The organism is Bacillus cereus group sp. MYBK139-1 (genome assembly GCF_051916915.1).
GTDB lineage: Bacteria > Bacillota > Bacilli > Bacillales > Bacillaceae_G > Bacillus_A > Bacillus_A pacificus.
Map to the genome: position 1 here is coordinate 1,877,387 of NZ_JBQAHO010000001.1, position 20,508 is coordinate 1,897,894.

Consider the following 20,508-nt stretch of genomic DNA (forward strand, 5'->3'; position numbering starts at 1 on the left):
TCTAGCTCTCCTGCAAAAAATATATTATTCTTTTTTTACAAAATGTGTAGGGTGACTTATCATTCTTTACGTCTATATAATAGAATGCGTCAAAAAGGAGGGAGAGACCCATTGAGGAAAAACAATTAATTGAAAAAGCACAGCAAGGAAGCGAACATGCTTTTCGTATCCTTGTGCAAACATATCGTCACTATATTTTCCAAGTTATCTTTTCTATTTTAAGACATGAAGAAGATGCGAAAGATGTTACACAAGAAGTATTCGTAAAAATTCACGCCTCTCTCCCAAATTATCAATTTCGCGGATTAAAAACGTGGATGGCGCGTATTGCCACCAATCACGCTATTGATTATAAGAGAAAAAAAGCTAGAGAAAACGAAGAACTCTCCTTATGTAAAGAAACTGAGGAAAATATAAAATCCTCTCAAAATATTGAGGATTTATTATTGACGAAAGAACAAAAATTACTAATTGCTCAAAAACTGAGAGAACTTCCCCATAATTACCGTGATGTCGTTCTCGCACATTACTTAGAAGAAAAAAGTTATCACGAAATTGCTTTGCAGGAAAATATCGAAGTGAAAACAGTCGAAATGAAACTGTATCGGGCAAGAAAATGGATTAAAAAACATTGGAAGGAGGAAGAGTTTCTATGATGCATTATTCAAAAGAAGATTGGCGCAATTATACATTAGATGTTATAGAAAGCAATGAACGTGAATCTATGGAAGAACACCTTTATGAATGTGATCATTGTTTAGCGATTTATATGGAAAGTATTGATGAACAACAGGAAAACCTTCCAATGATAAATGATGATTCATTTACGAACGAAGTTATGACACAAATTGATTTTGAAACGCTACAACCTAATGAAAATATAAAAACAAACTCATTAAAGCGAACGATTATTCACTACATAATTGCAACCGCAGCTACAATTATTTTTATGGTAAGTGGTTTATTCCAATATATTTTCACAGCGACATCAAATTTCGAGAAATCTTCAAAACATAACGAGTCTTCTATCTCACAACAAATTGTAAACAAATCGGTAGACTCATCAAAAAAGGACGGAGGTTCAAAGCATGAATAAAAACCCCTTTTTAGCACTTGTATTAGGGCTAATTCCTGGGCTTGGACATTTATATTTAAAGAAATTTGGACGGTTTATTTTATATAGCGGAGGGGCTGTATTTCTATTTATCTTTGCAGCATTTTGTACAATAGCATTGGGAGCGCGTGATATTGCTTTTCTTTCTCTATTTTTACTAGCCGTGTTATGGGTGGTCAACTTACTAGATTTAGTTATCACGATTATTAACCAATCGAAAAAACAAGCAACCGGAGAATTAACAGAGTCCTCTAAAGAGAGCGAACGATTTTATATCATTCTTCTTTCCATCATCCCTGGACTTGGTCATTTTCAATTAGGGCTTATGCAACGTGGACTTACATTTTTAGTAGCTTGTACAGGAATCGGAAGTATGATCATTTTCGTTGCCCTTTTAACATCTCAAGAAAGTTTCCTTATCTTTCTCGTGACGTTACCTGTTTTATGGATTTATAATTTCTTCGATGTTGTTCAGCAACTCCAGAAAAAAGAACGTGGTGAACAATTAGTTGACCGCACTATTTTTGAAGATTTTGAAGAGCACCGTGAACAAGGAAAGAAAAGTAAAACATTCGCTTCTATTTTAGCGATGTTTCCTGGAGCGGGACATATGTATTTAGGCTTACAGCGACGAGGCCTCCAGCTTATGGCAGCCTTTTTACTTTCCATCTATTTACTTGACTTATTAAGACTTTCAGCGTTTTTATTTTTAGTACCAATCATTTGGTTCTATAGCTTCTTTGACGCTTTACAGCAAACTGCAAAGTATGGAAAAGAACGTGTACATGACGAACCTATCATTGATTATTTTATCAATCATCAAAGATGGATCGGTATCGGGTTAATTACACTCGGGGGTTATTATTTATTAGATCAAACAGTCCTTCCTATTTTGAATGATTACTTCGCAACTACATTTAACATTCATCTTAGCGAGCTGTATTATCGCTATTTCCAAACATCTATCGTTGCACTCCTCTTAATTGGTGGCGGCTTTAAATTGTTACTTGGAAATAAAGAAAATAAAGGTGGTACGAAAGAATGAGAACATGGCGCGTTGGAACATTTTCAATGGGGCTTTCTATTATTGCATTAGGTTGCTTCTTACTATTTTCAGTTATAAAAGGTACTGAGGTATTAGATTCCTTAACAGCATGGTGGCCTGTTTTACTTATTATACTTGGCGTGGAAATTTTACTTTACCTTCTATTTTCTAAGAAGGAACAATCATTTATTAAATATGATATTTTTAGTATTTTCTTTATCGGTGTTTTAGGAAGTGTTGGCATTGCTTTTTACTGTTTATTATCAACTGGATTGCTAGATGAAGTTCGTCATTCTATTCATACCACTCGCCAAACGAGTAATATTCCAAGTGGACAACTTAATATACCTGAATCTATCAAAAAAATTGTAGTGGATGCAGGACAGTACCCTCTAACAATAGAGGGTACTGATACAAATCAAATTCATCTTCTTGGAACATATGAAATGACGACGAAAGCTAATGAAAAACTTAATTTAAAACAAGAAGATTTTCTTTCCGTTGAAACAGCCGGGGAAACGATGTATATCACTTTAAAATCATTACCAGTTCAACATACGTTATGGAATTCCGCACCACAGGTCAAACCGACACTCGTTCTTCCACAAAATAAAAATGTAGAAGTTCGTGCTTCAAATAACGAACTATCCCTTTATCCAGGTCAATTACAAAATAATTGGTTTGTACAGGAAAGTTCAAATGTATCTGTTCATTTAACGAAAGAAAGCGATGTATCTTTAATCGCCATAACAAACAAAAAAGAATCCCACGGAAACACACCTTGGGAACAAGTTGAAGATTTAACGAAAAAAGAAGAGAATACTTCAGAAGAAAATCCAGAATTAAACGAACAAGAACATTGGTATAAAAATTCGATTAAAACTGGAAATGGAACGTATAAATTAAGCATTGAGAAAGCTTACAATTTAAATATGAGTGTTATTGAAAAATAAGAAACCTTCCACAATTGTGGAAGGTTTTTCTCATATAATCGCTTTAATTCCCTCTAACACTAAGCCAATCATAAATCCGCAAACAGCTCCGTTTACTCGGATCCATTGTAAATCTTTACCGACATTATTTTCAATCATTTCAATTAACGTTTTATCATCTAACTTATCAAGATTTTCTTGCACAAGCTTTCCGATTTTCGAATGGTTATTCTCAACAAGCTTCACAACTTGTTTTTGTAACCAATCTTCTATTTTTTGAACAGTCACTTCGTCATCTTTTATTTTATTCATTTGTTTTTGTAAAAATGGAATAACATACTTATCCGCAAATTCTTCATTGTTTACAAAGGCAACTGCTTTTTGCTGCGCTTGTTCCAACATCTCTTTAATTTTGTCAGTAGCATTCCAATTTGAAATCCATTTTTCTTTCCAATTTTCTAATTCTTGTAGTAACGCTTCATTTTCTTTTACATTTATAATTTCTTGACGAATTTTTGCTAATATAAGCTGTCTCGTGCTATTATCCGCATCTTGTAAGCTGTTAATATTGCTAATAATGAATTTCTGCAAAATGCCGCCAATTTTATCTTCATCTACAATATTCATAAACGACTTCAATGTAAACTGTAAAAATCCATCTACTTTTATATTTTCCATCGCCTTCATCCCTAAACTTCCGAGCTGGTAGCGTGCTTCATCTTGCGCTGTCCAATCTTTCACTTTTACTAAAATGTAATCCAGTGTCTTCTCATCATATTCTTGCACAACTAATTGATCAACAAGCACTTGTAAGATGTTACTTGTATTCATTGTATGCAAATACGTTTTTAATTCTTTTTCAATAATAACCGCTAATTTTTCCGTATCTATTGAAACAATCGCCTTCTCAGCAATCGTTACAATCCCTTTTTTCACAGCATTAGACTGCATTTCTCTCTCTGCAATTTGCAGCACCATTTGTGCTAGTTGCATTTCTTTTACTTTATTCGTAATACTTTCTTTCGTTAGCCACTCATTTTCTAACGTATTGATGAGCCCTTTCGTTACTCGTTTACGGTTTTTAGGTAACAAAGCTGTATGCGGAATTGGAATTCCCATCGGGTGACGGAATAATGCTGTAACTGCGAACCAATCCGCAAGTCCACCAACTAACCCAGCTTCAAATCCACCTTGAATAATCTCACCAGCTACCGTCCCTTGAAAAGGAATAGAAGCCGCAAAACCTACCCCCATAACCCCAAGCGAAATACCCGCTATATATTTAGTCTGTAATGACATCGTATACACATCCTCTTATTATGTAAAATAAAGCTTTTTTGTTATATTTATTCGATCTTAGTAATCCTTTATATCTATACTATAAAGAACATATGTGAAAATAACAAAGATTTTTATGTACATGAAAAAATGAGACTATAACTAGCCTCATTTTCCTTACAGTATTAATTCTAAACCTTTCCTATAATACCCATTCATCACATCTTCTGGAACCATACTACCGCCAGTTCCCCACACAATATGAGTACCTTTCTTCATCTTCTCTGTTAACTGTTGTTTTTGTAAATACTCATCTTCTGTACATACTTTTACTGGCCCTATCATACCGGCTAATGCAGAAGGCTCTAAATAAATCTTTTCCGTATCAGCTAGTTCTTTTAATAATCTATATAACTCTTCATCACTTACTGTGTAATTTCCACTCAAAAATGGTTCTATCGTTTTACCGACAAATCCAGACGGTCTTCCTACCGCTAGTCCGTCCGCGTCTGTTACATTGTCAATCCCGATATCTTGAACGGAAATTTTATCATGAAGTCCTGTCATTAAACCGAGTAACATGCATGGAGAATGCGTAGGCTCGGCAAAGAAACAGTGTACGTTGTCTTTATACAATAACTTTAAACCAAATGCGACTCCGCCAGGCCCGCCCCCTACTCCGCATGGTAGATAAACGAATAAAGGATGTTCTTCATCCACTACAATCTCTAACTCTTCTAATTGTTTTTGTAAACGCGATGCTGCTACTGCGTATCCTAAAAATAAATCATGTGAGTTTTCATCATCTACAAAATAACAGCTAGGATCTGCATCTGCTTGCCTTCTTCCTTCTTCTACAGCTTTACTGTAATCAGCTTCATATTCAATAACATTTACACCTTTGCTTCTTAATAAATCTTTTTTCCATTGTTTCGCATCTGCTGACATATGAACCGTTACGTTAAAACCTAACTTCGCACTCATAATCCCAATACTTAATCCTAAGTTTCCTGTCGAACCTACTGCGATAGAATACGTGGCAAAAAACTCTCTACATGTATCACTATCTAAAATGGAATAATCATCTTCTTCTGTTAACATACCACACTGCAAAGCTAATTGTTCAGCATGCTTCAATACTTCATAAATGCCTCCTCTAGCTTTAATTGATCCTGATATCGGAAGATGACTATCACATTTTAATAATAATTCTCCTAAAATAGGTTGCTCATAATTTTTCTCTAAAGCTTGTTTCATTGAAGGGATTTTCACTAAAGGTGATTCAATTATGCCGTTAGTCTCTTTCGTTTCAGGAAAAATTTTCGCAATATATGGTGCAAAACGCTTTAACCTCTCTTCCGCATCTTTTACATTCTCTTCATTCAGTGGCGAATCTTTTATTGCCGTTTCATACTTTTCCATGTTCGGATTCACCCAAAACACTTCTTCTGTTGCGATTAATTGATTTAAGAGTGGATATTCCTCTTTTAATTTCTCTATTTCCTTCATTCCTCTTCCTCCTCATCACCTTGTAGCTTACAATTTAATAAATTATAATTAAATTAATTTTAATATAGTTTAACATAAATTATTCACTTAAGTTAATTTTAATTTAATTTATTTAAATAAAATTTAATAATAAGTAAGGAGATTTTATTATGGAAAATATAGATATTGGTAAAAAAATTGAAAAACAAAGAAAAGAAAAAGGCTTAACGAGTAAAGACCTAGCAAAGATGGCTGATATTACACCATCTATGTTAAGTCAAATTGAACGTGGATCTGCTAACCCTTCTATCCAAACATTAAAAGTACTCGCTAAAGCGTTAGATGTTCCAACATTTAGCTTTTTACTTGAAGATACAAATACAGACGATTTAATTGTACGCTCTCATAAACGTAAAAAAATGATTATCGATAATTTATCATATGAAATGCTATCACCTGATTTCACAGGCAATTTAGCAACAGCGATTATGACTGTCCCGCCGAATACAGCTTCATCAGAAAATGTACTAGAACATAAAGGGGAAGAATTAGCATTTGTATTAGACGGGAAAATCACATTACATTTAAATGAAGAAGAATACATATTAGAAACGGGTGATAGCGTAAAAATACCCGCTTATTTAAAACATAAATGGGTAAATCAATTTGAGAAAAATGCGATTGTTTTATTTTCTGTTACTCCACCGATTTTTTAATAGATGTAATAAAAATAGCCATGTGCGGATTCCTCCATACATGGCTATTTTTATTTTTTCGGCACGAACAAAATCCCTAAACTCAGAACACAAAAACTGAGTATTTGCTGCATCGATAAACCAAATAAAATCGAATTCTGTTCACTAATAAGCGAAAGAATAATATGAGCAACACCCTCAACTATTAGAAAAACACTTATGTTCTTTCCATTTCCGAGCCTTTCACTTTTCATCCATAATAAGCCCAATAGACATAGGGCAAGGATGATCTCGTATACAAAAACGGGGTGATATAAAAATTTAGATTCATATACTTTCACACCCCAAGGCAGTGTCGTTTGTACTCCTATTTTGTGGTGGAATAGAAAATAGAAAACAATACTCATACATAGTCCAATAGGCAATGTATCAAGTAAAATGCGAAGTGAAAATTGCTCCTTTTTACTTTTCCAAACAATGTATACACTTGCAATTATGCATCCTACTATAATATGTTTCATACTTCCTATAGCTAATAATGCTTGCAGTGGCGACCTAATAGCCCATACTGGATTTAAAATTGCCGGTGCAAATTTCCATAAAAATACGATGATAAGAAAAGCATTTGTTACTGCATCCATCATTTTTTCATATGGTACACTTTCGTTCTTCATCTTTCGTTTCATCAACATAAATCCAAATAGACTTCCAATTATAAGCGATACGGGTTGTAACCTCACGATCCACTCCATTAATACAAAATCCCCTCTTTAACTCTCAATTAATTTCTTAAATTTCTCTTCTAATTGTTCTGGAGGTAATACGCCTCGTACTTGCTCTACGATAATTCCATCTTTATTAACAAAAAACGTCGTTGGTAAAGAAAATACTTTATAATCTAATCCAGCTACTCCGTCCATATCTAGTAAAACAGGAAACTTAAATCCGTGACGATCCGCAAAAGCGCTCGCTTCTTGCACTGGATCTCCGATTGTTGCATTTACCGCAAAGATTTCAACATCCTTTTTATATTTATCATACATACGAACTAAGTCAGGTGCCTCCATTTCACATGGACCACACCATGATGCCCAAAAATTAATAAGATACGGTTTACCTTTTGCATCATGTAACGAATACAGCTTCCCGTCTAATCCTTTTAATGTTATGTCTGGTGCTTTAAACCCTACTTGTGGTAATACTTCTGTTTTCTGTAATTCCGCTTGTTTCGCTTTTCTTTCTTTTTCTTCTTTCTTTGCATTATAAAAATTAACTCCGGCCCAAATTAATGCTCCGGCCAGTATAATAGCAATTAGTTTCTTCACTTTTCTTCCTCCCAAACACACTACATAAAGTAGTGTTAATACTTAAAAAAAGAGGCTATATGCACTCTCCGACAATCAGTACAACCGACATACAAAATAAACCTACTGTTACATATACGGAATTCGTATGTAACGGCATATTGAGCTTAACAACTTTTTCATGTAACACTTGCTCGATTCGTAAATTTATTGCTGTTTTTGCAAATGAAGCTGTAACACATCGATTTTCCATTGTCTTTATTTTAATTAATTTTAATAATGCGCTTCCTAACTCGAATTTAGATTTCATTTTCCGCATTGCATACTTATCTGCAGCTAACTCCTGATACACATGATAGCGCTGCAATAGCCCTTTTAATATCGGGATGTATATCATTCCTTCTGCTAATAACGTAAAACAAAATAATTTTAGCGGATCTCGATTATTTTGATGATATTCTTCATGAAAAATAATCGCATCCATTTCTTCATCTGAAAATGTTTGAAGCATCCCTTCTGACATGACAATTTTCGGACGAAATAACCCAATTGTAAATGCCGCAACTTCCGCAGTCGGCAATATATATATTTGTTTTCCTTTTCGAACGAAGGGAATAAGTACTTTTTGTAATCTTTTAGTATCAAAAAATTGTCGCCACATTCTTTTGCACACGATAAACACAGTAAGTAGTAGAAATCCAGCGATTATAATACGAATGAATGATAATTCTTTCATATGTTTTTCTAACTGAAACAAGCAAAAATTCGAAAGAAAGAACGCCTTATTTTGAAACAGAAATGGATATGTAACGTAATACACTAACATACTAAAAAAGAGGGAACTAACAATGACTGCTAACAATATGATTTTACGCATTTGCCATTTCATTTCATTAATCCTCTTTTTTTAATTGGCTCAATTTATCTTCTAACTTTTTTATTAAAGTCGGATCAACTTGCTCTAATTCATCTAGCATATGATTTACAACTAAATCACCAAATTCCCCCATCAATTCCTGTGTCATTTTCTTCGTTTGATTGGATAAGAATTCATCTTTTGTTTGTACAGCACGATATATTCCACTTCTTTTCATAGTCTGCTTTTCTAAGTGTAATTTCTCTACTAACCTGTTCATAACTGTCATTACAGTATTAAAATTTACAGGTGATTCTTCACTTAATTTCTGCTGTACTTCTTTAATCGTAATACCCTCACTAGACCAAACAATCTCCATAATCTTTGCTTCAAGCGGTCCAAAGAAATGGTTTAACCCTTGTTCATTTAGCTTATAGTTTTGAGTAAACATCGTATAGCTCCTTTCACACTACTAATTGTAGTATAAATGAAATAAAAGGTCAATTATGAATGCTATACACTAAAATCCACTCCCAAATCCCATTTACTGTAAACCCAACTTTTCTCCAAATGTTTCAAACAGATACTGCTCTAATATTTGCACACTAAACTTCTCATTGCGCCCTAGTGCAAATAATTCCCGATCTTTCGCTACGATCGTATCTAACGGAATAACGACATTATCCACTATTTTTGTAATTTCAATGATGTTACTTTTTACATTTACCTCTGTTTTAAATTCAATGTTTTCTAATACGATATGCGAGCGTCTTCCTGATGCAAAAAAAGTAAAGTTAGGATTTTTATAAATACCAATTTCACTCTCTAGTGGATATAAATATTGAAAAATGATATCTCTATGTCCATCTTTTATTATTTTTTCATCCTTCTCATCATCCAAGTATTCTTTCACCTTCGTTGTAAATTCAAATCGAAAATCCACTTTTTTCACGCTCCCTCTTTGTATTTTTATATTAAATAAATATATTGAAATAATTTTACCATATTGTAATACAACTTCCTATTAAAAGTAAAAACTCATTTGTAAAATCTCTATTATTTCCAGTTCTTTTTTAAAGGATAGGCACTCATTCAATATGAATTCATGCTTCGTTATATCTATTTAAACATATTGTTTCCATATTTTGAAACAATAGTAAGAAGCATTATATAACAATAAGGTGAAACTTTAATCAGTAGGGGTTTTGTTCATCCCCCGCCTAACTTCTTTGCTTCCGCTGAATTTTGAGATGGGGGTCTTACTGCCCGTTATTGCGGGATAAACTGTTTCTAATTCATTTTCCTATATAGCCACTATCACCTTTATTATTCCAATATATTTAAACCCCATTTTCTACTTATTCATTACGTAAGAGAAGGAATGTAACTCTCTTCTATCGAATTTTTATATAACGAAAATGATTAGGTGGTGCTTTACTATGAAATTAGCTGTCATTGGTGGCGGTGATTTACAAGATTCAAATCACTCGCCTATTAATGAGCGACTTATAGAATTAACAAATAAACAGTATCCGAAAGTATTATTCATTCCTACAGCTAGTCATGATGATGAAAGCTATATAAAATTATTTTTAGACACATTCGAAAAACAATTACACTGTGACGTACAAATTTTACGTATTATAGCCGATACACCTTCTAAATATGAAATAGACGAAATGATTCAGTCTGCTGATTTAATTTATCTCGGTGGCGGGAACTATATTCAAATGATTACAGAATGGAAAGAACATAAGCTCGATGAAAAATTACTATTGGCTCTGCAGCAAGGAACGCTCATTGCAGGGTGTAGCGCTGGTGCTATGTGTTGGTTCACATCTAGTATCCGCTCAGATTATGAAGGTTCTGGTTATATAGAGAGTAACGGCTGGGGCATTGTGAACAAAAGGTTTTGTCCACATTATAATCAATTAAATAGAATGAACGCCTTCCATTCCTTTTTACAAAATCATCAAGGTAATATAGAAGGCATTGCACTAGAAGATAATTGCGCCTTATATATTACAGAAGAATCTTTTGAAATTATCGGTGAACCAGAAAAAGCGTGGGAATTTTATATGAGTGATAATAAACTCATTAGACAACATTTTGATATTACTTTAAAAAGCTATTTGTAAATCTGCACTTATAAAAAATGTCCCTAAGTATAATAACTTAGGGACATTTTTAGTGTTTAACTCACTAATCGTGTAATTCGTTTCTTCTGCCATGAAAGCTTATAATATGCATATTGTAGTATTAAGCTAACAATAAATGCTGCTGGGTATCCAATCCATATCCCTTCTATACCAAGACTTGTATGGTAAGAAAGGTAATACGCTACAGGTACTTCAACAAGCCAAATTGATACGACGCCAATAACAGTTGGCCATAATACTGTACCGCTTGCTCGCATTGTCGCACTAATAATTTGCGCATGACCGAAAATTAAATAACTCCATAATGTGATCATAACTAGGCTATGAGCAATTTCAATTGTAGTTTGACTCGTTAAAAATAGTGCTAGAATGTCTCTTGAGAACAAGTAAATGAGTGATATTAGCACACCACCGATGACGTAGTTCATAATAATTCCGGCCTTCACAACTTTCTGCAATCGATCAAATTGATTCGCACCAATTGATTGTGCAGCAAAAATGGAGACTGTAATACCAAGACTAACGGCTGGCATTTGTACATAACTTGCAACTTGGTTCACAACGCCATAAGCTGCTGTTGCATCCGAACCGTAACGATTTACAAACGCGATTACCGCAATTTCTGATAATGAAACTAATATCATATTAATACTTGCTGGAATGCCGAGTTGTAGTAATAACTTTAATAAACCCCAATCCATTCGAAGATATTTCCTTACCGTACTATCTAATTGTAGCGGGTGATTTTTCTTCTTTAAATACACTAACATGACAATAAACGTAATAACTGTAGATATAACAGAAGCATATGCTGCTCCATACACATCTAATTTTGGAGCACCTAACCATCCAAAAATAAGGATTGGTAATAAGATCATATTTAGCGCTGTACTTACAATTAAAAAGTAAAATGGCGTTTTAGAATCTCCTGTACCTCTCATAAACGTTGTGTATGCGAAATATAAAAATAAGATTGGCATCGATATAAATAAAATACGTGCATAATGTACACTTATTTCAATAATATTTTCTGGCGTCCCCATAAGGCGCATAATATCCATTGCAAAAATACTACCTACTATCGCTAACACAACTCCAATAATAAAAGTAAATGTTAGCGTCGTACCAACAATCGCTTTTAAACGATCTTCGTTTTTTGCCCCAAACGCCTGACCAATTAAAATGGAACTCCCTGAACCAATACCAATTACGAATGAAACAAGTAAGAAAAATAATGGGAAGAATGCCGATATGGCCGCTAAATCATTCACTCCAAGCCATCTTCCTACTACTACCATACCGAATAATTGTCCAACTGATTGTAGTACATTACTTAATAGTAACGGTACTAAAAACATGGACATCGATTTCCAAATCGGTTTACTCTCACTTTCTAACTTATGTGACTCCGCACCTTCTTTATTGTTATTTGTAGGTGGTTTCAAATTTCATTTCTCCTTTTATTAAAAATCTGTTTTTCAACTTCCATCTTTTTGTATATTTGTTGTAATGGTGTGCTTCTATTCATATTCTTTTCTATGTTATTATAACTTCACCCAATATTGGCTTCCATCAGTTGTTCTATCTAAAAACCCGTATTCGATTAAATATCTTCTCAAAGTTACAAAATCCGGATATACGCTTTCTATAATAGCATTTACTTCTTTTTCAGTGTACTTTTTATTACTATCAAACTTCGTCACTAAATGACGTAATATAATTAATTTACGCTTTTGCTTTTTTGGAAATTTAGAAAGCGGTCCATCTAATCCCTCTGTAAAATGAGTTTTTAACACTTCATCATTTTCTTCTTCTGTAATATTGTAACGATCATCTACCATCGTTGCTGTTCTATGAATGGGTACAAATTTCGTTTGTACTTTTGATTTTTCTTCTGACAGTTCCATTAACGCTAAAAACACTTTCGCTTGCTTCATTTTCTCTCGAAGTGTAAACCGATGATTGCGGATGGTTGAAGTACTTCCCCCATCCATCTCTTTCACAATCTCTTTATCATTCAGCCCCATATGGAAAAACTGAACCATCTTCTTTTGCAAATCAGTTAAACCTGTATACTTCTTATCTAGATTTAATAAATAATCAAACATCGACGTATGTTCGTTTTGCACATGCAATTGTACAAACTTCTCTGCTTCATACAAAACTTGATTATCTTGATAAATAACACCCTTAATAAACGCTTCTCCACACGCTAAACAAATATATTCCTCTGCTTCCGCTTCAAATACATACCCTTTCTTCAACTCCTCAACTGAAGCGTCCCAAAACTTCTCTGAAATATCACTCATACTAAACACTCCTTTAAAATGTTTGTTTTAAAATAGACAAATCTTAATAACGTTTATTATTACTTCATCATCTTAACATAACCAAAACAAACTTTTCAATATTTCGTTTACCTATTTTATAAACTTTTATAAAAACGTCTGCTAAAAGGTTTTAACCAATGAAAAGCGAATATGTTTATGTAAATTCATTTTATAGGATGTGAAATAGAAGATGAATATTCTACAAGACTCTTGTTTACTATTAAGCAAATCGCTAAAAATACATATGCGATTAGTGAATATGGTCATTTGGAGAAAATACATTCAATTTTAACTACAAAAAAGGTGTTTCCATATAAGAAAACACCTTTTACTTTTTATATATTCTATTTACAGTCTCTACTAAAACCTTACTTACCTCTACAAATATATGTTTTCGATTTCCATCCTCAACAAATTTCTTTGCACAACTACCCATAACCGTCATACAACTAATTATGACTAACGCTATCTTTCTATTTTTGTAAGTCACTTCATGCCACTCCACTATTACAAAACTTCTTTTGAATTTATCCCATCAAGAAATTTTACATGAATAATAAAACGTGTGAATATGCAATTATGCATATTCATACGTTTTATTACGATGTTATGATTTAATTTAGTTAAAGTACACGTATACCGAGGTGACTAACTTGAAATTTAAAGCGAAAAAAAATCCATTTCACGTCATTTTTATTACATTATTTATCATGATTTTTTTCATTTCGCTATTCTTCCAAAATGAAAATTCTATTTTTTTCACCCTCATGATGCTGCTAAATATCGTGAATCTTTCTTCATTCTATTTCTCTCACTACAACGTAACGGAATCATCTCTTTTCGTAAAACATGGTTTCATACTACGTACTGAAATTCCCTTTGAAGATATTCGCCACATTAAATACTCTGGTAAAAAAATTCATTCAAAGAAATGGACTAGACAGCAATTAGAAATCCATTATAATTTATTCGACTCTGTGACAACTTTCGTACCACAAGAAGAAGAAAAATTCATTGCACTTTTAAAAGAAAACTGCCCACATATGAAAATATTGCATATGTCTGCTAACAAATAATATATTTTGGCACTTACAGTAATAAAAAAAACCAAGATTCTAAACGAAGAATCTTGGCGTTTTTTATTACTCTTTCGGAGCAATCATTTTTTTCGGATCGACAATTTCATCAAATTGTTCTTCTGTTAGTAGTCCAGATTGCAGCGCTGCTTCTTTTAAAGTTAGCCCTTCTTTATGAGCATGCTTCGCAATTTTCGCTGCATTTTCATATCCGATATGCGGGTTTAATGCTGTAACAAGCATTAATGAACGATTCACATTCTCTTTAATGACTTCTTCATCTGCTTCAATACCAACTGCACAATTATCATTAAATGAAACAATTGCATCTGCTAATAAGTGAGCAGATTGTAAGAAGTTATATGCAATAACAGGTTTAAATACATTTAACTCAAAATTGCCTTGGCTCGCTGCAAATCCGATTGTTGCGTCATTTCCCATCACTTGTGCTACAACCATCGTTAACGCTTCACTTTGCGTTGGATTTACTTTTCCTGGCATAATAGAGCTTCCTGGCTCATTTGCTGGAATAATAATTTCTCCTAGCCCACTACGTGGACCACTTGCCAGCCAGCGCACATCGTTAGCGATCTTCATTAAATCCGCTGCTAATGCTTTTAATGCCCCATGCGTATATACAACTTCATCATGACTCGTTAATGCATGGAATTTATTTGGTGCAGAAATAAATTGCTTACCTGTAAATTGGCTAATTTCCTCAGATACCATCTCACCAAATTTAGGATGAGCGTTTATACCTGTTCCAACTGCAGTACCACCAATCGCAAGCTCTTTCATATATGTATTGCTCTCTGCAATCATACGCTCTGTTTTTTCAAGCATACGGTGCCATCCACTAATTTCTTGTCCTAATGTTAACGGTGTCGCATCTTGTAAATGTGTACGACCAATTTTTATAATATGTTCAAATGCAGTTACTTTTTCTGCTAACGTTTCTTTTAATTTCGTAATTGCTGGTAACACGTGATTTTCTACTGCGAGTACACATGCTACATGAAGCGCAGTTGGGAAAGTATCATTTGAACTTTGAGACATGTTCACATCATCATTCGGATGAATATGTACGTCAGATCCCTTCTCTTTCAAAATTTGATTCCCTCGGTTTGCAATTACTTCATTCACATTCATGTTTGACTGAGTACCACTACCTGTTTGCCATACGACAAGTGGAAAATGTTCATTCCATTTCCCTGCAATCACTTCGTCAGCTGCTGTCACAATTGCTTCTGCTTTTTCTTCTGATAACTTTCCTAATTTTTTATTAGTAAGTGCTGCACTCTTCTTTAAAATGGCAAATGCTTTTACAATTTCAAGTGGCATTTTCTCTGTGCCAATCGGAAAGTTTTCTTTACTACGTTGTGTTTGTGCTGCCCATAATTTATCAGCTGGAACTTTAATTTCTCCTAATGTGTCTCTTTCAATTCTGTACTCCATTTTTTCATCCCCTTGAAAATAAAATACCTACATCTCTTATAATAACAGACTTTCTCTTAAATGATAAGAATTCTCACTCATATATGTAGATATTCTATACTTATTTTTAAAAATTCCTCTTGGCCTAAACTTAAGTTTAGGCTGTATCCTTTCCCTTGTAACCTACTATAACACTACTGGAGGAATTCAATATGAAAAAATATGCTTTCATAACAGGTGCAAATAAAGGAATTGGATATGAACTTGTTCGTCAATTAGCAGAAAAAGATACAACAAAAAATGGCTAAATATGAGGTTGAGATAACTTCTTCAACTCCTATTACAAAATAAAAAATCACCTTCTACAACACGTAGAAGGTGATTTTTTATTTATGATGCTTCTTTTCCTTTTTCAGCATCATCAACATACCAAATAAATTTGCCTGTATATCCGTAAATAACCGCTAAAATTAACGATACGAAGCTTAACCACATAAATGGAACGTATGAGAACGTTGCTACACCTAAAATACCAGCCATAAAAATACCATTATCAGACCATGGAACCATACCTGAAGTTAACGTTCCACCTACTTCTGAGTTACGTGCTAATACACGTCGGTCTATTTTTAATTTATCATAGCTTTCTTCCATAATTTTCGGTGTTAAAATTAATGATACGTACATTGCACAACCAAATATATTCGCTAAGAATGCCACGATTAATGTAGACAATGTTACATTACCTGCAGAATTTAATTTCTTCTCAAATTTTGATACGATTACTTTTAAAACACCTAGTTTTTCAAGTAATCCACCAAATCCTAAACCGAAAATAATAACGGCTACTGATCCAAGCATACCGTTAATTCCACCACGGTTTAATAACTTGTCCACAAATTCAACACCAGATTGAATTGAGAATCCGTTATACGCTGTTCCAATCGCCTCTCCAAAGTTCATTCCTTGGAAAAGAGTTGCCCAAATTGCACCAATTAAAGCTCCCATTGCAATTGTTGGCATAGACGGTCTCTTTAGTGCTAATAGAACAATAACAATGACCGCTGGAACAAGCATCCATATTTTAATATCAAATTGCTTTAACAAAGCTTCTTTTAAAAACTCTACTCGATTTAAATCTACGTTATCGCCGCCATACATCCAACCAGCTACAGTAAACATAATACTAGTAATAATGTAAGCCGGAACATCTAATACGAGCATAGCTCGAACGTGAGCAATAACATCTACTTTCGCCATAGAAGCTGCCAGAACTGTACTATCAGAAAGTGGTGATAATTTGTCGCCGAAATAAGCTCCTGAAAGAACTGCACCAGCAACAAGTGGAAGTGGTAATCCAAGCCCTTCACCAATCGCCATCATAGCAATACCTGCTGTTCCAACTGTTCCCCATGATGTTCCTGTTGCGATAGAAGTGATCGAACAAATAATTAATGTTGCTAATAGGAATATGCTAGGGTGAATAAATTCTAACCCATAATAGATTAATGTTGGTACAACGCCACCAGCAATCCATGTTCCAATTAAAGCACCTACTGCAACTAAAATCAGTATTGCTTCTAATCCGTTAGAAATCCCTTTCGTAATTGCATCTTGCAATTCTTGATAACGAAATCCTAATCTTAATCCAAGCGCAATTACTAAAAACCATGAAATAAATAGCGCTAATTGAATTGGGAGATCAAAAATCGTTTGGAAGGAAAAGACAACAGCAAGAAATAGTAATAAAAGAACTATGATTTCTAGCATCGATGGTAATCTTACACTTTTCATTTTTTTCTCTCCTTACAAGTCGATAACATGACATGTGTCGTCTTACATGTATGTAATATACAATTAGCGAAGACAAAACAAAATTTTCATATTATTTCGATTTATTTTTCCAGTATAATATATTGGACACCTTTTCTATTGTAAAAGTAGATGCTACTTTTCGCAATGGAAAATATAAAAAATGTTACATTTTTTATATTTAACAATCAAAGAGTAACTTTTTTAATATTTGCCACCATCAAACTTTTTACTATTATCCTCACCGTTTAAAGGAATATCATTATTCCCCACACAAAAAAGCACGCATCATTCAAATGATGCATGCTCCACTTTTATTTATACATATTTTGTATTTCTTCTTTATTTTTAAGTATTTCCACAAACTTATCGCTACAACCTTTCGGAAATAATACGCCGAGTCCATATGAATGCTGGAACTGAAAATGAGGGTGCTTTGCTGTGACTTCATCCCAAAACTTATACACGCCGAAGTTTCGATCTTTCACCTCAATATCATGAAATAACACAATACCGTTATTCGCAAGTTTCGGTAACCATGTTTTATAATCATGAGAAACTGCTTCATACGTATGATAGCCATCAATATGCAACAAGTTTATCGTTCCATCTTGAAATTGATCAACGGCCTCATCGAAAGTAGAACGAATTAAATTACCTATATTGGGATAACTCGTATTTACGACTTTCTCTACGATTTGATAAACGCCTTCTCCATATGGACCTGTATGCTCATCTCCCGTCCAAGTATCTACAGCAAAACATTTTGTAGCTAATCCCCCATCCTTTACCCCTTGACAAAAACTGAAAAAAGAAGCTCCTAAATGTGTACCTAACTCGACTAATACTTCCGGCTTTTCAAACCTTACTAAATCATATGCAAAGTCTAAATGCCCAATCCACGCCGTATTTGCCCGAATAAAATGGTTATAGTTATCAAATTCAAATGTTGGTTTATGAGTAACCCAGCTCATCGCATATCTCCTTCTACCCATATTTTTAACAAACCAAATTACTCTTATCTTTATTTTTTTGTTACCGCAATTATGAGTCTATTTCATGAAAATATGAAGAATTAGTTCTTTTTCATTGTGGTAAACCATCGTATACATACGGATCTATAGGCGTATTGATTTTCTCTACTTTACTTACTTTTACAAGTGGAAATAGTGCTCCTTTATATGTCGTTTCGTCCAACAAACCTGTTATTTTCACCCATGTTTCCTGTGGGAGCTTTTTTACGTTTTCCCCTGCAACAATCATCCCCCAGACTGATGCATCCGCAATACAACAAGTTATGCCGTATCGCGCCACTACCGCTTTATCACCTGTCACATCCTTATCATTATATATAAACCCTGAGAATGTAATTTCCTTCCCTTTAAACCCTTTTACATCTTGACCAATTATACTCATTGTTTGAACATAATCCTTATCCTCTACTTGTATCTTTCGTTGTCCTAACATACTTTTTGCTAATTGTTCTTCCGCTTGATCAGTCACTTTTAAATTCGAAGTTTCATCTTGTTCTTTCCCATTAGAATTTGCCTGTATTCCCTCTTTTTCGTTCTTTTCCATACTTATCGCCTGTACACTTTGATTCATACCCCTTTTTCCTGCTAAACTTCCATCAATTGTTACACCTCCAAATAAAAAAGCACTAATAATTAGAACAACAAATAAAACATATACAAAATATCTTTTTAACCCTAACTTCAATTCCCTATGATGCACACAACAATTACAATCATCTTGTTCCTCTCTCTCATCTCCCCAAACTTGTAATGAACCAAGAAGTAAAATTACTACAAAAGCTATATACGTAAATTTAATCATTTTTGGAGCGATAAAATTATAAATATTCCCGGTTACAAATAGTTTAAATAAGAGCATTGCTAAACCAATTAAAATAATGCCACGAATATAGCGATGATAGGCCTTCTGTTCCTTTCCCTCCACGTTTCTCATCTCCTATAACGTTGTAATTTGCACGATTGTGTACACCGATAAAATAATAATTCCAATCAAAAAGAATACAAATCTCTTTTGAAAATATGCAAACAACATGAACGTATTTTTCATATCGAGCATAGGCCCAAACACAAGAAATGCGAGAAGTGCTTTTACAGAGAAAACATGTCCAAAAGATGCCGCTATAAACGAATCGGCCGCAGAGCAAATGGATAAAACATAACCAAATCCCATCATAATAATTGGGGCAATTACTTCGTTATGTGCTACTGCATCCAGTACATTCCGATCAAAAAATGTTTGAAATACACTTGCTAAAAAAGCACCAATCAGTAAATACTTACCAGTATCAAAAAACTCATCTACAGTGTGATTCATAACATCTTTCCAACTCTTTTTTTTGTTTTTTTGAACTGATACCTCTACGTCTTTTAAAACATTTCTTTCGCGATAGCGATAATACACAATTAAACCTATGAATAGAGCAACAAGAATTGTTACCCCAAAGCGTGCATATACAATGTAATCATTTTTTTGAAACGCATATACAGTAGATAAAAGAACAACTGGATTCATAATAGGTGCACTTAGTAAAATAACAATGCCCACATGAAGTGGTAACCCCTTTTGAATGAGCCTTCTTACAATTGGTATAATGACACATTCACACATTGGAAAAAGAATTCCAACAAATACTGCTGGAACCATTGCAACAATTGGAGATTTCGGCATTACTTTTTGAATCATATCTTCTGTCACAAACACTTGAATGAGAGAAGAAACAATTACCCCTAATAAAATAAATGGTATTGCTTCAAATATAATACTTAAAAACACCGTATTCACATTCAACCATTCTTTTGGCATACTTTTATGCAAATTTGCTAAACTTGTAAAATCTACAAAAAATAATAAAAAGAGAAACATAGCAATAAGAGCTATTCCTATTAATTCTTTTGAAACCCTATTAAAGACCATCCTTCTCGCCTCCATTTTACTTATATGTAAACAAGT

22 protein-coding genes and 1 pseudogene are annotated in these 20,508 nt (G+C 33.7%); 8 read left to right on the forward strand and 15 right to left on the reverse strand.

Features of this window, described 5'->3' with window-relative positions; all coding sequences use genetic code 11:
- Nucleotides 1-173: 173 nt before the first annotated feature.
- The 4 genes from ACTFRS_RS09525 to exsE are packed head-to-tail and all read left to right on the forward strand — an operon-like array spanning nucleotide 174 to nucleotide 3,112.
- Nucleotides 174-656, forward strand: coding sequence for an RNA polymerase sigma factor (locus ACTFRS_RS09525; RefSeq protein ID WP_001195477.1), 483 nt, complete (start codon nucleotides 174-176; stop codon nucleotides 654-656).
- A complete protein-coding gene (locus ACTFRS_RS09530) occupies nucleotides 653-1,096 on the forward strand; it encodes a hypothetical protein (RefSeq protein ID WP_139867841.1) in 444 nt (147 codons plus the stop codon). Before ACTFRS_RS09525 ends, ACTFRS_RS09530 begins: the two co-directional genes overlap by 4 nt.
- Nucleotides 1,089-2,159, forward strand: a complete 1,071-nt coding sequence (locus ACTFRS_RS09535; RefSeq protein WP_440023712.1) for a hypothetical protein — start codon at nucleotides 1,089-1,091, stop codon at nucleotides 2,157-2,159. The genes ACTFRS_RS09530 and ACTFRS_RS09535 overlap by 8 nt, the downstream gene beginning before the upstream one ends.
- The gene (exsE, locus tag ACTFRS_RS09540) at nucleotides 2,156-3,112 is read left to right on the forward strand and encodes an exosporium protein ExsE (RefSeq protein WP_139867844.1); all 957 of its coding nucleotides are present in this window, start codon (nucleotides 2,156-2,158) and stop codon (nucleotides 3,110-3,112) included. Before ACTFRS_RS09535 ends, exsE begins: the two co-directional genes overlap by 4 nt.
- Nucleotides 3,113-3,142: 30 nt before the next feature.
- On the opposite strand, the gene ACTFRS_RS09545 is transcribed toward exsE, so the two are convergent.
- Together ACTFRS_RS09545 and dsdA are read right to left on the reverse strand one after the other, a co-directional pair.
- A complete protein-coding gene (locus ACTFRS_RS09545) occupies nucleotides 3,143-4,390 on the reverse strand; it encodes a DUF445 domain-containing protein (protein WP_000058334.1) in 1,248 nt (415 codons plus the stop codon).
- Nucleotides 4,391-4,546: 156 nt separating this feature from the next.
- Nucleotides 4,547-5,878: a D-serine ammonia-lyase gene (gene dsdA / locus ACTFRS_RS09550; RefSeq protein WP_139867846.1), complete on the reverse strand. Its 1,332-nt coding sequence runs from the start codon at nucleotides 5,876-5,878 to the stop codon at nucleotides 4,547-4,549.
- 149 nt (nucleotides 5,879-6,027) lie between these two features.
- Between dsdA and ACTFRS_RS09555 the strand changes: the two genes are divergently transcribed.
- The gene (locus ACTFRS_RS09555; protein ID WP_103141672.1) at nucleotides 6,028-6,573 is read left to right on the forward strand and encodes a helix-turn-helix domain-containing protein; all 546 of its coding nucleotides are present in this window, start codon (nucleotides 6,028-6,030) and stop codon (nucleotides 6,571-6,573) included.
- Nucleotides 6,574-6,623: 50 nt separating this feature from the next.
- Here ACTFRS_RS09555 and ACTFRS_RS09560 read toward each other — a convergent pair whose 3' ends face one another.
- From ACTFRS_RS09560 to ACTFRS_RS09580, 5 genes are all read right to left on the reverse strand, one after another.
- On the reverse strand, nucleotides 6,624-7,304 hold the full coding sequence (locus ACTFRS_RS09560) for a prolipoprotein diacylglyceryl transferase family protein (protein ID WP_139867850.1): 681 nt from the start codon (nucleotides 7,302-7,304) through the stop codon (nucleotides 6,624-6,626).
- A gap of 18 nt (nucleotides 7,305-7,322) precedes the next feature.
- Nucleotides 7,323-7,877 carry a TlpA family protein disulfide reductase gene (locus ACTFRS_RS09565; protein ID WP_440023711.1) on the reverse strand — a complete coding sequence of 185 codons (555 nt, stop codon included), beginning with the start codon at nucleotides 7,875-7,877 and terminating at the stop codon, nucleotides 7,323-7,325.
- Between the two features lie 55 nt (nucleotides 7,878-7,932).
- Nucleotides 7,933-8,745 (reverse strand): M56 family metallopeptidase, encoded by an 813-nt coding sequence (locus ACTFRS_RS09570; RefSeq protein ID WP_440023710.1) that lies wholly within the window; start codon nucleotides 8,743-8,745, stop codon nucleotides 7,933-7,935.
- Nucleotides 8,746-8,749: 4 nt separating this feature from the next.
- On the reverse strand, nucleotides 8,750-9,163 hold the full coding sequence (locus tag ACTFRS_RS09575; protein ID WP_016717115.1) for a BlaI/MecI/CopY family transcriptional regulator: 414 nt from the start codon (nucleotides 9,161-9,163) through the stop codon (nucleotides 8,750-8,752).
- Nucleotides 9,164-9,256: 93 nt separating this feature from the next.
- Nucleotides 9,257-9,655 (reverse strand): DUF3942 family protein, encoded by a 399-nt coding sequence (locus tag ACTFRS_RS09580; RefSeq protein WP_014893865.1) that lies wholly within the window; start codon nucleotides 9,653-9,655, stop codon nucleotides 9,257-9,259.
- Between the two features lie 496 nt (nucleotides 9,656-10,151).
- Between ACTFRS_RS09580 and ACTFRS_RS09585 the strand changes: the two genes are divergently transcribed.
- A complete protein-coding gene (locus ACTFRS_RS09585) occupies nucleotides 10,152-10,850 on the forward strand; it encodes a peptidase E (protein ID WP_000762133.1) in 699 nt (232 codons plus the stop codon).
- Nucleotides 10,851-10,906: 56 nt separating this feature from the next.
- Here ACTFRS_RS09585 and ACTFRS_RS09590 read toward each other — a convergent pair whose 3' ends face one another.
- From ACTFRS_RS09590 to ACTFRS_RS09600, 3 genes are all read right to left on the reverse strand, one after another.
- The gene (locus tag ACTFRS_RS09590) at nucleotides 10,907-12,316 is read right to left on the reverse strand and encodes an MATE family efflux transporter (RefSeq protein WP_139867856.1); all 1,410 of its coding nucleotides are present in this window, start codon (nucleotides 12,314-12,316) and stop codon (nucleotides 10,907-10,909) included.
- A gap of 99 nt (nucleotides 12,317-12,415) precedes the next feature.
- The gene (locus ACTFRS_RS09595) at nucleotides 12,416-13,180 is read right to left on the reverse strand and encodes a DUF2087 domain-containing protein (protein ID WP_001280298.1); all 765 of its coding nucleotides are present in this window, start codon (nucleotides 13,178-13,180) and stop codon (nucleotides 12,416-12,418) included.
- Between the two features lie 349 nt (nucleotides 13,181-13,529).
- Nucleotides 13,530-13,691, reverse strand: coding sequence for a hypothetical protein (locus ACTFRS_RS09600; RefSeq protein ID WP_033678361.1), 162 nt, complete (start codon nucleotides 13,689-13,691; stop codon nucleotides 13,530-13,532).
- A 163-nt stretch (nucleotides 13,692-13,854) separates the two neighbouring features.
- On the opposite strand from ACTFRS_RS09600, the gene ACTFRS_RS09605 reads away from it, so the two are divergent.
- The gene (locus ACTFRS_RS09605) at nucleotides 13,855-14,277 is read left to right on the forward strand and encodes a PH domain-containing protein (protein ID WP_139867860.1); all 423 of its coding nucleotides are present in this window, start codon (nucleotides 13,855-13,857) and stop codon (nucleotides 14,275-14,277) included.
- 66 nt (nucleotides 14,278-14,343) lie between these two features.
- Here the strand turns inward: ACTFRS_RS09605 and fumC are convergent, their stop codons facing one another.
- Complete coding sequence (gene fumC / locus ACTFRS_RS09610) at nucleotides 14,344-15,732, reverse strand: class II fumarate hydratase (RefSeq protein ID WP_139867862.1); 1,389 nt, start codon at nucleotides 15,730-15,732, stop codon at nucleotides 14,344-14,346.
- Between the two features lie 191 nt (nucleotides 15,733-15,923).
- Between fumC and ACTFRS_RS09615 the strand changes: the two are divergent.
- Nucleotides 15,924-16,001: pseudogene (locus ACTFRS_RS09615) on the forward strand (SDR family NAD(P)-dependent oxidoreductase); the annotation flags it as partial.
- A 100-nt stretch (nucleotides 16,002-16,101) separates the two neighbouring features.
- Here ACTFRS_RS09615 and nhaC read toward each other — a convergent pair.
- The 4 genes from nhaC to ACTFRS_RS09635 all read right to left on the reverse strand — a co-directional run bounded on the left by nhaC (nucleotide 16,102) and on the right by ACTFRS_RS09635 (nucleotide 20,472).
- On the reverse strand, nucleotides 16,102-17,505 hold the full coding sequence (gene nhaC / locus ACTFRS_RS09620; protein WP_139867864.1) for a Na+/H+ antiporter NhaC: 1,404 nt from the start codon (nucleotides 17,503-17,505) through the stop codon (nucleotides 16,102-16,104).
- A gap of 332 nt (nucleotides 17,506-17,837) precedes the next feature.
- Nucleotides 17,838-18,497 carry a class I SAM-dependent methyltransferase gene (locus ACTFRS_RS09625; RefSeq protein WP_074615382.1) on the reverse strand — a complete coding sequence of 220 codons (660 nt, stop codon included), beginning with the start codon at nucleotides 18,495-18,497 and terminating at the stop codon, nucleotides 17,838-17,840.
- A gap of 112 nt (nucleotides 18,498-18,609) precedes the next feature.
- On the reverse strand, nucleotides 18,610-19,482 hold the full coding sequence (locus ACTFRS_RS09630; protein ID WP_014893868.1) for a TIGR03943 family putative permease subunit: 873 nt from the start codon (nucleotides 19,480-19,482) through the stop codon (nucleotides 18,610-18,612).
- A 12-nt stretch (nucleotides 19,483-19,494) separates the two neighbouring features.
- A complete protein-coding gene (locus tag ACTFRS_RS09635) occupies nucleotides 19,495-20,472 on the reverse strand; it encodes a permease (RefSeq protein WP_000231711.1) in 978 nt (325 codons plus the stop codon).
- Nucleotides 20,473-20,508 lie beyond the last annotated feature (36 nt).

Bases quoted from the DNA above. Each gene is read 5' to 3' on its own strand.
- ACTFRS_RS09625 (WP_074615382.1), bottom strand. From the start codon at position 18,497: ATGAGCTGGGTTACTCATAAACCAACATTTGAATTTGATAACTATAAC.
- fumC (WP_139867862.1), bottom strand. From the start codon at position 15,732: ATGGAGTACAGAATTGAAAGAGACACATTAGGAGAAATTAAAGTTCCA.
- ACTFRS_RS09575 (WP_016717115.1), bottom strand. From the start codon at position 9,163: ATGTTTACTCAAAACTATAAGCTAAATGAACAAGGGTTAAACCATTTC.
- ACTFRS_RS09545 (WP_000058334.1), bottom strand. From the start codon at position 4,390: ATGTCATTACAGACTAAATATATAGCGGGTATTTCGCTTGGGGTTATG.
- ACTFRS_RS09535 (WP_440023712.1), top strand. From the start codon at position 1,089: ATGAATAAAAACCCCTTTTTAGCACTTGTATTAGGGCTAATTCCTGGG.
- dsdA (WP_139867846.1), bottom strand. From the start codon at position 5,878: ATGAAGGAAATAGAGAAATTAAAAGAGGAATATCCACTCTTAAATCAA.
- ACTFRS_RS09585 (WP_000762133.1), top strand. From the start codon at position 10,152: ATGAAATTAGCTGTCATTGGTGGCGGTGATTTACAAGATTCAAATCAC.
- nhaC (WP_139867864.1), bottom strand. From the start codon at position 17,505: ATGAAAAGTGTAAGATTACCATCGATGCTAGAAATCATAGTTCTTTTA.
- ACTFRS_RS09595 (WP_001280298.1), bottom strand. From the start codon at position 13,180: ATGAGTGATATTTCAGAGAAGTTTTGGGACGCTTCAGTTGAGGAGTTG.
- exsE (WP_139867844.1), top strand. From the start codon at position 2,156: ATGAGAACATGGCGCGTTGGAACATTTTCAATGGGGCTTTCTATTATT.
- ACTFRS_RS09570 (WP_440023710.1), bottom strand. From the start codon at position 8,745: ATGAAATGGCAAATGCGTAAAATCATATTGTTAGCAGTCATTGTTAGT.
- ACTFRS_RS09635 (WP_000231711.1), bottom strand. From the start codon at position 20,472: ATGGTCTTTAATAGGGTTTCAAAAGAATTAATAGGAATAGCTCTTATT.
- ACTFRS_RS09560 (WP_139867850.1), bottom strand. From the start codon at position 7,304: ATGGAGTGGATCGTGAGGTTACAACCCGTATCGCTTATAATTGGAAGT.
- ACTFRS_RS09530 (WP_139867841.1), top strand. From the start codon at position 653: ATGATGCATTATTCAAAAGAAGATTGGCGCAATTATACATTAGATGTT.
- ACTFRS_RS09555 (WP_103141672.1), top strand. From the start codon at position 6,028: ATGGAAAATATAGATATTGGTAAAAAAATTGAAAAACAAAGAAAAGAA.